Origin of the sequence: Pseudonocardia sp. Ae150A_Ps1, from assembly GCF_001932315.1 — a bacterium.
GTDB lineage: Bacteria > Actinomycetota > Actinomycetes > Mycobacteriales > Pseudonocardiaceae > Pseudonocardia.
Genome location: NZ_MCIJ01000001.1, coordinates 4,845,942 through 4,858,811, shown reverse-complemented (window position 1 = coordinate 4,858,811; position 12,870 = coordinate 4,845,942). Strand labels below are relative to the sequence as shown.

Annotated in this window: 12 protein-coding genes; 4 read left to right on the top strand and 8 right to left on the bottom strand. The window is 74.8% G+C overall.

From position 1 onward, the window contains the following. Positions 1 to 177: 177 nt before the first annotated feature. Both Ae150APs1_RS22810 and Ae150APs1_RS22805 read left to right on the top strand, forming a co-directional pair. Positions 178 to 1,182, top strand: a complete 1,005-nt coding sequence (locus Ae150APs1_RS22810) for a 2-oxoglutarate and iron-dependent oxygenase domain-containing protein (RefSeq protein WP_075300214.1) — start codon at positions 178 to 180, stop codon at positions 1,180 to 1,182. A 196-nt stretch (positions 1,183 to 1,378) separates the two neighbouring features. Next, positions 1,379 to 2,200 (top strand): LmeA family phospholipid-binding protein, encoded by an 822-nt coding sequence (locus tag Ae150APs1_RS22805; RefSeq protein WP_075300212.1) that lies wholly within the window; start codon positions 1,379 to 1,381, stop codon positions 2,198 to 2,200. A 13-nt stretch (positions 2,201 to 2,213) separates the two neighbouring features. On the opposite strand, the gene Ae150APs1_RS22800 is transcribed toward Ae150APs1_RS22805, so the two are convergent. Beyond that, positions 2,214 to 3,716 (bottom strand): FAD-dependent oxidoreductase, encoded by a 1,503-nt coding sequence (locus Ae150APs1_RS22800; RefSeq protein ID WP_075300210.1) that lies wholly within the window; start codon positions 3,714 to 3,716, stop codon positions 2,214 to 2,216. 16 nt (positions 3,717 to 3,732) lie between these two features. Next, a complete protein-coding gene (locus Ae150APs1_RS22795) occupies positions 3,733 to 4,647 on the bottom strand; it encodes a diiron oxygenase (protein ID WP_010224578.1) in 915 nt (304 codons plus the stop codon). Between the two features lie 176 nt (positions 4,648 to 4,823). Between Ae150APs1_RS22795 and Ae150APs1_RS22790 the strand changes: the two genes are divergently transcribed. Together Ae150APs1_RS22790 and Ae150APs1_RS22785 are read left to right on the top strand one after the other, a co-directional pair. Further along, the gene (locus Ae150APs1_RS22790) at positions 4,824 to 5,624 is read left to right on the top strand and encodes a carboxypeptidase-like regulatory domain-containing protein (protein ID WP_075300208.1); all 801 of its coding nucleotides are present in this window, start codon (positions 4,824 to 4,826) and stop codon (positions 5,622 to 5,624) included. After that, complete coding sequence (locus Ae150APs1_RS22785) at positions 5,617 to 6,420, top strand: YceI family protein (protein WP_075300207.1); 804 nt, start codon at positions 5,617 to 5,619, stop codon at positions 6,418 to 6,420. The genes Ae150APs1_RS22790 and Ae150APs1_RS22785 overlap by 8 nt, the downstream gene beginning before the upstream one ends. Before the next feature lie 143 nt (positions 6,421 to 6,563). Here the strand turns inward: Ae150APs1_RS22785 and Ae150APs1_RS22780 are convergent, their stop codons facing one another. Genes Ae150APs1_RS22780 through Ae150APs1_RS22755 form a run of 6 tightly spaced genes read right to left on the bottom strand, consistent with a single transcriptional unit; the run spans position 6,564 to position 12,443 of the window. Further along, positions 6,564 to 6,860 carry a hypothetical protein gene (locus Ae150APs1_RS22780; RefSeq protein WP_075300205.1) on the bottom strand — a complete coding sequence of 99 codons (297 nt, stop codon included), beginning with the start codon at positions 6,858 to 6,860 and terminating at the stop codon, positions 6,564 to 6,566. A 38-nt stretch (positions 6,861 to 6,898) separates the two neighbouring features. Next, positions 6,899 to 8,188, bottom strand: a complete 1,290-nt coding sequence (locus tag Ae150APs1_RS22775) for a YeeE/YedE family protein (RefSeq protein ID WP_075300203.1) — start codon at positions 8,186 to 8,188, stop codon at positions 6,899 to 6,901. A gap of 32 nt (positions 8,189 to 8,220) precedes the next feature. Next, the gene (locus Ae150APs1_RS22770) at positions 8,221 to 8,787 is read right to left on the bottom strand and encodes a hypothetical protein (RefSeq protein WP_075300201.1); all 567 of its coding nucleotides are present in this window, start codon (positions 8,785 to 8,787) and stop codon (positions 8,221 to 8,223) included. Further along, the gene (locus Ae150APs1_RS22765; protein WP_075300199.1) at positions 8,691 to 10,262 is read right to left on the bottom strand and encodes a hypothetical protein; all 1,572 of its coding nucleotides are present in this window, start codon (positions 10,260 to 10,262) and stop codon (positions 8,691 to 8,693) included. Before Ae150APs1_RS22765 ends, Ae150APs1_RS22770 begins: the two co-directional genes overlap by 97 nt. After that, a complete protein-coding gene (locus Ae150APs1_RS22760; RefSeq protein ID WP_139317018.1) occupies positions 10,262 to 12,094 on the bottom strand; it encodes a hypothetical protein in 1,833 nt (610 codons plus the stop codon). The genes Ae150APs1_RS22765 and Ae150APs1_RS22760 overlap by 1 nt, the downstream gene beginning before the upstream one ends. A 55-nt stretch (positions 12,095 to 12,149) precedes the next feature. Beyond that, positions 12,150 to 12,443, bottom strand: coding sequence for a hypothetical protein (locus Ae150APs1_RS22755; protein WP_075300197.1), 294 nt, complete (start codon positions 12,441 to 12,443; stop codon positions 12,150 to 12,152). Positions 12,444 to 12,870: the final 427 nt, after the last annotated feature.

Here is a 12,870-nt window from a genome sequence, read left to right as displayed (position 1 = left end):
CGACGTTTCGGTCAAGGGGGTCGTCCTCGACCTGCAGCGCCGCGTGCTCGTCCCCCGGTCCGAGGTGGCGGGACTCCGCATGCCGGACGGGTACCGGCGGTCGATCGACACGTGGTTCGACCGGATCGGCGCGGCCACGGTCCCCCGAGGCACTGCGGGTCGGGGCGGCGACAGCTCATGACCAGGACTACCCTCCCGGTCCTCGACCTGTCGGACCTCGACCGCGACGCGGAGACCGCGGACACGTTCCGCTCCGCGCTGCGGTACGCGGGTCACGGCGTCGGGTTCTTCCACCTCCGAGGCCACGGCATCCCCGACGACGTCACGGCACGCGCGTTCGCCGAGGCCGGACGGTTCTTCGCGCTCCCCGACGAGGACAAGCGGGCCGTCGAGATGCTGTGGAGCCCGCAGTTCCGCGGCTGGACCCGCACCGGCGGCGAGCTCACCCGGAGCCGCGTCGACTGGCGCGAGCAGATCGACATCGGCGCCGAGCGTGCGACGCACGACGATCCTGCCGCTCCCGCCTACATGCGGATGGAGGGGCCGAACCTCTGGCCAGCCGCGCAGCCCGCGCTGCGCGAGGCGTTCCTCGACTGGGAGAAGCGCTGCTCGACCGTCGCGCGGCGGTTGCTCCGGGCCTGGGCGGTCGCGCTGGGGAGTCCCGCCGACGTCTTCGACGGCATGTTCGGCGACCGCCCCTCGACCCTGATCAAGCTGGTCCGCTACCCCGGGCGGGAGGACCGTGGCCAGGGAGTGGGCGCGCACAAGGACCCGGGATTCCTCACCCTGCTGATGATCGAGCCGGGCAAGGGCGGCCTCCAGGTCGAGCACGACGGCGGGGGGATCGACGTGCCCGCCGTCCCCGGGGCGTTCGTCGTCAACATCGGTGAGCTGATGGAGGTCGCCACCGACGGCTACCTCAAGGCGACCGTGCACCGCGTCGCCTCGCCGCCGCCGGGCGAGGTCCGGACGTCGATCCCGTTCTTCTTCAACCCCGCACTCGACTCCACGGTGCCGCGGATCGCGCTTCCCGCCGCGCTCGCGGCGCAGGCCCACGGGGTCAGCCGGGACCCGGACAACGTCATCTCGGGGACGTTCGGCGACAACCTGCTCAAGGCGCGGCTGCGCGCCCATCCGGACGTCGCGGCCCGGCACCACCCCGATCTCACCGGGCCTGGCTAGTCCGGTCGCGGGCCGCCGGTCGACGGCGCCCGGCGCGTCGGCGCAGGGGGCCGCCTCCGGCCTGTCCGGACGCCCGCCGGGCTGCGACGCTCGGACGGGTCCGGCGGACGGCGCCGGGCCGGTGTGCCGGCTCCCTGGCCGGCGCGACCACCGCCGACGCCGCCTCCCCCGGGCGACCGAAGGAGCACCCCGCCGTATGGCCGTACGGGAACCGGTCTCCGCCCCGCAGGGCGGCCCCGGCGTGCTGGAGAGCGCGGCCCTGCTCGCGTCCGGCACCGGGCCCGGCGGGGCGCTGCTGCTGCGGGCCCTGATCGAGGCCGTCCGCTTCCGCTACCTGGGTCGCGAGACGACCCTCGGCGGCACGCTCCGGCTCGTCCCGACCGCGATCGGGACCGCGGGCATCGGGACGCGGGCGCTCACCACCGGCCGGCTCGACGTCCGGCTCGCGGCGCGCGACGTCGTCCGGCCCGGGCTCCGGGTCCGCGAGCTCACGGTGTCCGCGTCCGACGTCCGGCTGCGGCCCGCGCTCACCCCGGAGCTGGTCACCGGCCCGGTGGAGATCGCGGCGGTGCTGGACCCGGACTGGGTGACCGCCCGGCTCCGCGAGCACGCACCCGACCTGGACGTGACGGTCGACGCCGACGGGGTCCCGCGGGCCCGGCTGCGTCGTCACCCCGGGCTCGGCGCCGCGGAGCTGGCCGTCGCCGTCGAGGGGCACACGCTGTCGTGGAAGGTCGCGGCGCTGACCGTCGCAGGCCGCCGCGTCGGACCGCCCCGCTCCGACGACACGCGCCGCTCGGTGCGCGCGCTGCTCGACCGCAGCCCGCTGCGGGCGGCCCGCTCCGGCCGCGTCGTGCTGGCGGGCCTCCCCCCGGAGCTGCACCTGCACGGTGTCGGGATCGCACCGGACGGGATCACCGTCCGTGGGCGGCTCGCGTCGTGGCGGCGGCCGGTCCCGCCGACCGGCATCGACGACGTCCTGCGCGGGGCCCTCTCCCTGTTCGCCCCGGGGCGTTGAGAGAGCGGGCGGCTCAGCCCCGGCGGAGCAGGCGGCCCACGGCGCGGAGCCGGGACCCGCGCGGCGGGCGCGACGGCAGCCGGCCGGCGACGGCGTCGTCAAGCAGGGACCCGACGGTCTCGGCCGCGCAGGTCCGGTTGGTGCCGATGCCGCCCGAGGGGCCGCGCTTGATCCAGCCGACGACGTAGTGGCCGGGACGGTCGGCGACCCGGCCGGCGTCGTTCGGCACGACGCCGCGGTCGCCGTCGAAGGGCAGTCCCGACACCGGGCGACCGCGGTGCCCGGCGGCGCGGACGACCAGCCCGGCCGGGATCTCGGTGCCGTCGCACGTGTGCACGCCCCGGGCGCGGACGTCACCCGCGATCCGGTCCGGCGCGGAGTGGAAGCGGAACACGACCCGCGGCGCGGGGGCGGGCAGCGACCAGTCGATCTTCTCCCGCCGCGCGCCCTGCAGCAGCCGGTGCGCCTCGGAGGCGGCGGGGCCGTCCATCGACTCGGTGACGCGCGCGTCGTGCTCGTCGACGACGACGTCCACACCGGACCGTCCGAGCAGCTCGCGCAGCTCCGGCGCGGTCGCGGCGACCGTCTCCGGGCCGCGCCGGCCCAGCACGACGACCTCGCGGACCGCCCCGGCCCGCAGCGCGGCCAGCGCGGCGGCGTCGATCGGGGTGTCGTCCAGGTCCTCCGGCGGGGCGGTGAGGATCCGGGCGACGTCGATGGAGACGTTGCCGGTCCCGACCACCACGACCCGCTCACAGGTGGTGTCGACGGCGTCGCGGGGCACGTCGGGGTGGCCGTTGTACCAGCCGACGACGGTGTCCGCGGCGATGCTGCCGGGCAGTCCCTCGCCCTCGATCCCGAGGTCCTTCGCCACGGGTGCGCCGACCGCCCAGACCACAGCGTCGTGCTGCGCGGCGAGCTCGTCGGCCGTCATGTCCCGGCCGATCTCGGTGCCGAGCCGCATCCGCACGCGCGGATGGGTGTGGAACCGGGCGAACGACTCCCCGATCCGCTTGGTCGACGGGTGGTCGGGGGCGACGCCGTAGCGGACGAGACCGCCGGGGGTGTCCAGCCGGTCGACCAGCGTCACCCGGGACGCGGTGTGCAGCAGGAGGTCCTGCGCGGCGTACATGCCGGCGGGCCCCGTCCCGACGACGGCGACGTCCAGCGGCGCCATGTCCGCCGGCAGCGACCGGGTGAACTGCAGCGGGTACCAGTCGTGGAACAGCGGGGAGTCGCCCTCGAGCTTCCCCGCGACCGGCTTGCCGTCGTAGTACGCCGCGTTGACGTCGGCGTACCCGGCGAGCGACGCGCTGAGACGCTCGACCGGGAACACCGCGTCGACCGGGCACGCGTCCGCGCACGCCCCGCAGTCGATGCACGCCCGCGGGTCGATGTAGAGCATGTCGGTCGTCGTGTAGTCCGGCTCGTCCGGCGTCGGGTGGATGCAGTTGACCGGGCACGCCGCGACGCAGGACGCGTCGGTGCAGCAGGTCTGGGTGATCGCGAAGGCCACGGCTGGTGTCCCCGGCTCAGACGAGGTTGGCGCGGCGGTAGAACCAGAGCGCCGGCTTCGTGAGCAGCCCGCACGAGGACAGGAACTCCATCAGCCCGGCGCACGACGAGCGCAGCTGCGACTTGTGGTGCTCGTTGGCCTTCGCCTCGCGCAGCGCTCGCTTCGTGTCGAGCCCCGCGTTCGCGTAGATCTGGTCGTTCCACATGCTGGTGACGATGAAGTAGGCGGCGGCCGCGACGGTGAGCGCCTGGTACCGGCGGCGCAGCGGGCCCGCGCCCTTGAGCCGCTCGCGGGTCTCCTCGCGGGCGAACTTCATGTGCCGCGACTCCTCGACCACGTGGATGTTGTTGATCGTCCGGACGAACGGGACGACGCGCTCGTCGCGCATCCAGTCCCGCTGCATCACGTCGAGGACCTCCTCGGCGACCAGGATCGACGCGTACGCCGCCTCGCCGGTGTAGGTCATCGCGCACAGCCGGCCGAGGTTCACGACGCTGCGCTTCGGGATGTAGGCCGGGGCGCCGAGCTTCTCCGAGCCGCGCGCGAACATGATCGAGTGCCGGCACTCGTCGGCGATCTCGGTCAGGGCCCACTGGAACGACGGGTCGGTCGGGTCCTTCGCGTAGAAGTCCCGCAGCACGAGCTGCTGGAGGATCATCTCGAACCAGATGCCGGTGGAGGCGACCGACGCCGACTCCTGCCGGGTCAGCTCCCTGCGCTGGTCCTCGGTCATCTCGTCCCAGTACGCGGTGCCGTAGAGGCTGCTCCACTCCGGGCTCATGCCGTGGTAGCTGCGGTCCAGCGGGGTCTCCCAGTCGACCTGCGTCGCGGGGTCGAACGACAGTTCCTCGGACGAGCGCAGCAACCGGGCGGCGGTGTCCTTCCGCTCCTCGGTGGTGTCGATACCGGGCTCGGGAACGGTGGCAGTCATGTCGACTCCCTCGTAGACGACGACGTCATGTGCTGTAACCACCGGTAACGTTACCACCGGTTACACGTGACGCAAGTCCCGGCGGGCCGCCACCGCGACGGCGCACCGGACGGGTGATCGCCGGACCCATCGCAGGGGATATCGTTGCGATAGACAATGAACGGAGGAGAGCCGACGTGACTACCGGGCCCTCGATCACCGGGACCGTCCGGCGCCGCGGCGGGAACCCCGTCCCCGCCGCGACCGTGACCGTCACCGACCTGGACGGCCGCCAGCACGGCCGGGCCACCACCGGCGAGGACGGCAGCTGGTCCGTCCCGCTCGGCACCGGCGGGACCTACCTCGTCGTCGTCCGCGCCGAGGGGTCCGGGCCGGACGCCGGCCTCGTCGCGGTCCGCGACTCCCCCGCCCGCCACGACGTCGTGACCACCGGCGGCGGGACCGTCCACGGTGTCCTCACCGACGGCGCCGGGGTGCCCGTCCCCGCGGCGGCGGTCACCCTCATCGACCAGTCGGGCGAGGTCGTCGGGCACGGCCCCACCGGCCCGGACGGGCGGTTCCGGCTCGAGACCCCGGGCACCGGCCCGCACACCCTCACCGTGACCGCGCCCGGCCACCAGCCGGTGGCGCGCACCGTGACCGCCGGTCCCCCGGGGCCGCCGGTCGAGATCCGGCTGCCCGCCCGCGCCGGGCTCGCCGGCACCGCCCGCACCTCCGACGGCCGTCCCGTCGCGGGCGCCCGGATGGCACTCACCGATCTCGACGGCCGCACCGTCGCGACCACGACGACCGGCCCGGACGGGCGCTACGAGCTGCGGGACCTCCCGCCCGGCCGGCACTCGCTCACCGCGAGCGGGCACCCACCGGTCGTCGCAGCGGTCCAGATCGACCGGGGTGCGACGACCCCGGTGCAGGTCCACTTCCCCGACCCGCGCGGCGCGGCTGCCGGGACACGGACGGAGAACGCCGATGAGTGAGCTGTACGGCCGGCTGAGCAGCCCCGACGGGTGGCCCGTCGCCGGCGGGACCGTCACCGTCATGGACGCCGGCGGTGTCCAGCAGGGACGGGCGGCGAGCCGCGCGGACGGCGGCTTCTCGATCGACGGCCTGGTGGCGGGGCCGCACACGGTGGTCGTCGCGGCACCGGGGCACGAGCCGTCGGCGCGGGCGGTGGTGGTGAACGGCGCGGGCGTCGACCTGGGCCGGTTCGAGCTGACCCGGGCGGGCGGCGCCGTGCTCCCCGCCCCGGGGACCTGGCGGATCGACGCGCAGCACTCGAGCATCCGCGCGACCGCGCTGCACCTGGGCATGAGCCGGATCCACGGCCGGCTGCGCCGGTTCTCCGGGCAGGTCGTCGTCGCCGACTCGTTCGAGACGAGCCGGGTGGAGGTGGCGATCGACGCGTCCTCGGTGGACTCGGACGAGCCGGACCGCGACGCGCACCTGCGCAACGCCGACTTCCTCGACGTCGAGCGGCACCCGTCGATCGGCTACGCCGGTACCGGGCTCACGAGGCACGACCCGACGCACTGGACGGTGCACGGCACGCTGTCGCTCAAGGGCGTCTCGGCGCCGGTGGACCTCGCCGTCGTCTACGGGGGCAGCGGGCCGGACCCGTGGGGCGGGACGCGCGCGGCGTTCACGGCCACCACGGAGATCTCCCGGGACGAGTTCGCGATCGACTGGAACCAGTCGGTGCTGGCCGGGGTGCTGGCGGTCGGCCGGACGCTGCGGATCGACATCGACGTCCAAGCCGTACTGGACGGGGGCTGACGGTCCCGGGCGGTACAGCAGGGACGGTCACCCGCCCGGCGCCGAGGCCGGCGCGGCTCCGGGCGGGTGACCGTGTGTCCGGCTCGCGGCCCCCAGCGAGCCGACGCCCGGTGCGCGCCGTGGCGGCGCGCACCGGAGCAGGATCAGGACAGGCCGTCGAGGGTGCCGAAGACCGGCGCGGTCAGGTCGACGGGCTTCAGCAGGTCCTCGGGAACCGGGGCGCCCGGCAGGCCGTCCAGCAGGAACACCGGGGTGCCCGAGGACTCGCCGGCCCCCTCCGGACCGGACTCCGAACCGGAACCGCCCGACGGGGACGACGACGCGCCGTCGTAGCCACCCGCCCCGGGGGTGTCGGCGTGCGCGAGCCCACCGGTGAGCGCGGCCAGCGCCCCGGCCCCGGCGACGGCGGCCGCCGCGCGGCCGGCAGTGCGTACGTTCATGATCGAACCTCTTTCTTCTCGGGGAGCGACCGGGCGGCTCAGCAGAGCGAGTCGGCCGGCTTGGGGTTGGTCAGGCCGAAGAGCGGCCGCAGCCGCAGCCCGACCCAGGTACCGCCGAGTGCGACGACGGCCCAGATCCATCCGTGCAGGCTGAACGAGGCGATGCCGGAGAAGTAGGCACCGATGTTGCAGCCACCGGCCAGCCGCGCGCCGTAGCCCATCGCGATGCCGCCGAGGACGGCGCCCATCGCGAGCTTCCACGGGATCCGCTTGTGCAGCACGAACGCGCCGCCCACCGCGGAGGCCACCAGCGCGCCGATCATGATGCCGACGTCGAGGTTGGAGATCCGGTCGGCGAGCACCGGTCCGGCCAGCGACCTCGCGTTCGCCGGGACCTGCCAGTAGGCCAGGCTCGCCATGTCGAACCCGAGGAGCTGCAGGAACTTCGATCCCCACAGCGCGAACGCCGACGTGACGCCCCACGGCGCGGCGGAGACGAACAGGACCGCGGCGTTGAGCACGGCCAGCACGATCGCGCCCGCCCACATCGGCCAGGAGCCGCGCAGCACCCGGGCGATCCCGCGGGCCGACGGCGGCCGCTCGACCGGCAGCGGGGTGCGGCGCCGGGCCACCACCCAGGTGACGACCGTGATCGCGGCCAGGACGACCAGGGTCAGCGCGAGCGCGCCCGGGTACCCGAGCGACTGCGCCAGGTCGACGGTCGGGCCCTGCGGCACCGTCTGTGTCCAGAAGCTGTGCGTGAACACCGCGAACATCGAGCCGACGATGCAGCCGAACAGCGTCAGCACGATCGCGCTCTGCCCGCTGCCGACCGCGAACAGCGTGCCGGACGCGCACGAGCCGCCGACCTGCATGCCGACACCGAACAGGAACGAGCCCACGACCAGCCCGATCCCGACCGGTGCGCTGAGCCCGCGGGGCTCGCCGGCCAGCGCGAAGCCGGACGACAGGATCACCGCGAACAGCACCGCCGCGGTGCCGAGCATCAGCATGTGCGCCCGGATCGCGGCACCCTGGCCGACCGCGACGAGCTGCCGCCAGCCGGAGGTGAACCCGAACCGGGAGTGGAACAGGGTGAAGCCGAGTGCGAGACCCAGCGCAGCGGTACCGACCATCGTGGCCGGCGCGACCGTGCTCACCCCGATCAGGAACAACACCGCGAGCACCAGGCCGACGGTGACGACCTTCCACTGTGGCGGCTTCGCCGCGCGGTCCTGCGGGCCGTACGCGGCACGTTCGGTCTCCCGGACGGCGCCGAGCAGCCCGTTCGGCGGCCGCCCGGCGGCCTCGTCGCTGACCACGGACATGGGTGTCTCTCCTCGGATGAGTGGGGGCGTGCTCAGGGGGTGGGCGCCGGGGGCGCCGTGTCCAGCGGACCACCGATCCGGACGACGGCACCACCCGGGAACCAGGCGGCCGTGTTCGGCTGGTGGTGGTCGTCGTCGCCGCTGGTCATCGGGACACTGACCGGTGCGGCACCGTACAGCGCGGGCGGTTCGTCGAACCGCACGCCGCTCTCGGCGGCCCAGGCCCGCAGCCCGGCCACCGACGGCGACGAGCCGGGGGCGACGACGGACAGCGAGCGGACGTAGCGCTGCGGGATCTCCTCCTGCGGTCCGAAGTCGAGCGGCAGGAGGACGCCCGGGGTGTGTGCCAGCACGCCGCCGGTCAACAGCCAGGGTGCGAGGTAGATTCCGCCGAGTGCCGTGGGTCGCTCCACGGCGGCGACCGTGGTGTCGCGCAGCGTCGTCGCGCCGCCCTGCCAGCCGGACAGGACCAGCAGTGCGTCGTCCGCACCGGCACGCTCGCTCAGCCGGAGGCCGGCGGCGGTCGCCTCGGCGCGGACGGCGCCGGCCGCCGCCCGCGAGCGCGGTGACGCGTCCGCGACGAGCGCGACGCCCGGCACCCGCTGCCCGCGAGCGAGCGGACCGTGGCACGCAGGGCCTGCTCGTCGGCGGGATCGAGCGTCTCCGACGGGCAGGTCCCGACGGTGGGGTCGCCACCGGCGGTGATCCGTCCCAGGACGGCGGACAGGCACTCCGGCCCGTCGGCCCCGGCGCTGCCCTCCGGCGCGGTCCGCTCGTCACCGACGTCGACCGACACCGAGCGGCTGACCGCACCGTCGGACACGGTGATCGCGTCCGTCCCCGCGGGGACGTCGACGAGCGCCCAGCCCCCGGGGGCTCCGGCACGCTGCACGAACGGCACCTCCCGGTCCCCGGCGCGGACGACGTAGCCGGCCGGGGCGGCGTCGCCGTCGTGCCCGGGCATCGCAGCCGCACCCTCCCCACCGGTGATCTCGACGTCCTCGCCGGTGAGCTGCACCAGGTTCGGCCCGGGCCGCATCGGTGCGACCGCGAGGGGCAGCGGACCGGAGCCGAGGTCCAGCCCCCGCAGCAGCGCCTGGCCGGGCACCGCAGCGGGGGCCGGCGCGGGCAGCGCCGCCAGGAGGGTCGCGGCGCCGATCCCCGCGACCGCCGCGACGGCGGCAAGGCCGCGGCCCCGCTCGCGGACGGCGGCCGCGCGGACCCGTTCGCGGGCGGACGGCCCGGCCCGCCGGGACACGAGCGTCTCGGCGACCACCAGTGCCACGACGGCGGCCGGGGCGACCAGGGTGACCGCCGCGGCCCGGCCGTAGCCGGTGCCGGGGAGGTCGACGAGTGCGAACGGCCCGGACACGGCGACCCGGACCGCGGCCAGCACCGTGGCGGCCACACCGGCGACGAGCGCGAGCACCCGCACCCGGCCCAGCCGCCCGGTCCCGTCCTCGCCGACCACCACGTCCACGGCGCCGGAGGCGCCCGCGGTGCGGGTGGCGAACAGGTGCACCACCGCACCGGCGAGCAACGCCCCGGCGACGGCGTACCCGGCGTCGAGCAGGTACGGCACCGACCCCGGGCTGCCGGCGGCCAGCTGCATCACCAGCAGGACCGTCACGGCGACGGCCGGGACGACCGCCAGCACCGGCCGGGACGTCCACAGCAGGGCCGGGACGGCGACGGTCACCGCCAGCAGGCCGAGTGTCCACGAGGAGGTGCCGGCACCGGACCAGGTCACCGCGGCAACCGCGGCGGAGACGGCGGCGAGCGCCGCGGCTCCCGCGACGACCCGCTCCGCGCGTCCGGCCGGTCCGGAGAGGACCCGCACGAGCCCGGTCCCCGCGACGACGGCGAGTGCGGTGAGCAGTACCAGGCGCAGGACGGTCTCCGCGGGCGGAGCACCGTCGACGATCCCGGCGGCGAGCGCCGGGCCTGCCGGGGCGGCACCCGCCACCGTGGTGATCACGGTGGCGGGGCCGGCCCCGGCCGGGCCGGCGGGCAGGAGCCCGCCGGCCGGCACGAGCGCTGCCCCGTGGGGCAGCAGGGTTGCGAACACCGACATCAGTCCTTGATGTCCTCGTCCGCGGCGACGAACAGCATCGAGTGCGGCTTGGCGTTGCCGAACGCACCGTGCCGCCAGTTCTCGCGGTTGAAGTTGATGCAGGTGTCGCCCGTGTCCTCGTCCTTGAAGGTCTCGTCCACGGCGAGCTCTCCGTCCTCCGCGATGTCCACCATGCACACCCGGTGATCGCCGTCGAGCCCGGTGCGGGCCACGAAGTAGTTCGCGGTCGCGAGACGCTTCGGCTGGTCGGTGTGGTGGTAGAAGCCGTCGTCACCCAGCTCCAGGTTGTCCAGGGCGCCCCAGTGCGGGCCCGCCCCGGTCTGGTCCGGGTTGATGCCGACCGTGCTCCTGATGGTCGGGCAGTCGCCCTCGGCACCACCGGCGGTGGTCTCCTCGATCGTGTCGATCGAGCACTCGGGCGCGTCGCCCGAGCCGACCAGCTTCTCGATGTCGAGCGCGATCACGCCGCCCGCCGTGCCCTTGTCGTCCGGGCCCAGCGTGCCGGCCTTGCGGCCGATCGTGGCGTGGTAGAGCGTCTTGTCGTCGGGGCTGGTCTGGATCCAGCCGCCGTTCGCGCTCGGGCCACCGTTCTCGCCACCCACGCCGAGCTCCGGCGCGGCGGTGCCGAGGTCGAAGACCTCCTTCCACTCCGGGTTCTCAGCGGTGATGTCCGGGGTGTAGAAGATCGCGCCACCCTGCATGGTCTGGGCGAACGCGCCCTTGTTGCCGGGCTGGTTGGTGACCGTGGTCTCCATCGCGGCGCGGTTCTCGTTGCGCAGCGGGTCCTCGCCGTTGGACCGCGGACCGGTGGGCAGGTACTGCACCGACTTGACCTTCGGGTGGTTCAGGTCGGAGATGTCCCAGGTCCGGACCGTCGGTCGTCGCAGGTACGGCGACGGGTTCTTCACCGGGTCGAGGATGATCGACCTCGGCTCGGCGTAGTCGCTCGTGACCATGGTGTCCAGGTCCTCGCGCAGCTGGATGCCGTGCGGGTTGGCGCAGGTCGGGTTGCCCAGTGCCGGCATGTTGAGGCACTGGGTCGGGTCCTCCGGCGTCTCGGTCGCGGCCGGGGCCTCGACCAGGTTCTCGCCGTCCTCACCGAACCGCACCACGGAGCCCGGGGCCCCCGCGAAGCCGTTGCCGGTGCGGACCTCGCCGTGGGTGTAGCGGCACGGGCCCGGGGCGACGGGGCCGCCCATGTAGGTCCCGTAGGCGGTGCCGTCGTTGAGCACCCAGTAGGCGTCCGGCACCGAGCCGCAGAGGGTCTGCGACGGCAGCGAGATGCCGGAGAGCTTGAGCTCCGGCAGCGCGGTGACGTCGAAGACGTAGGTGGCCGCCGAGTAGAGGCCACCCGCGTAGATCTTGTCGCCCTTGCGCCACGTGTACTGCATGTGGTGCGGCTCGTTCTCGACCAGCGGCCCGACGGTCGCGGTGTTCACGACCTTGCCGTAGTCCGGGGTGCCCTTGGTCGCGTCGACCACGGCGACGAAGTCCGGCCCCGGCAGGGAGTCGCGGACCTTGTCGATCGGGTCGGTGAGGGAGCCGGGCAGCTCCCGCATGTCGGAGACCGCGGTGTCGGCGACGTTCTCGTCACCGGCCCAGACGATCGCGTACTCCTTCTTGGGCCCGTCGGCGGACTGCTGACGGGCCTCCGGCGTGAGGTTGTTCTCGACCCAGTAGTCCTTGCCGTCGGAGCCGGTGACCTCGGACTTGACCTTGTCGATGCTGTTCTGTGCCGTCGCCGGGACCGCGACGACCCCGGCGACGACGGCCGCGCCCAGCAGGGCGAACGCAGTCCGTCGACCCCAGCGGGACTTCGGGAGCAGACTCATTCGCCGACCGTTCCGCTCTGGAGGACGGTCGGGGTGATCTGCTTCGGCGCCTGGCTCACCACGTCGACGAGCCCGGCGGCGGGCACGCCCGCGGGGCGAAGTCACGCAGCTGCTTGATCGGCTCGTCGGAGTCGAACGCGGTGTAGGACGGTTCGACGGGGGGCGCGGTGGGCGCCGGGTCCGGCTGGGCGTCGTTCGGCGCGCTGAGCAGCGGGCCGAGGTCCGGGACGACGTCCGGCGTGGCCGCCTGGGCCGCGCCGGACAGGCCGATCAGGGCGGTGCCGGCGAGTGCGGCACCCCCCGCGATCAGCCGGGCCCGGGACGTCGATCGTGCGCGGTGCTGGGGCACGACGTGTCTCCTTTCTGTGGTCGGGGAGCGGATCGGGATCCGATGTGGACACCCGGTCCGAGGCGGGCCGGTACCGCCGTCCGTGCAGGACGGCGGCCGGGGCGCCGGCGGATCGGGCGTGAACTCCGGTGGGCGTCGGATCCCGTCCTCCCGGGCCGCCGGGTGGCGGGGCAGGAGGGTCGCGCGGGGCGCAGTACCGGACGTTTCCTCAGGGGTCGGGGCGGTCCCGTGCCGTACGGGTGCGGAGCGGCCGGAGCCGGGTCCGCACGGGACGGGGCGGGCGCGCCCCGGGGCCGGGCGCGGTCAGGCGCCGGAACAGAGCGCGCTCGCCTGGCGGCGCAGGTCGACGTGGCGCCGACTCGCGAACCGGGAGACGAGGTGCATGGGAGAGAGTCTGCGCTACTCGTTCGGGCCAACCCGCGCCCGG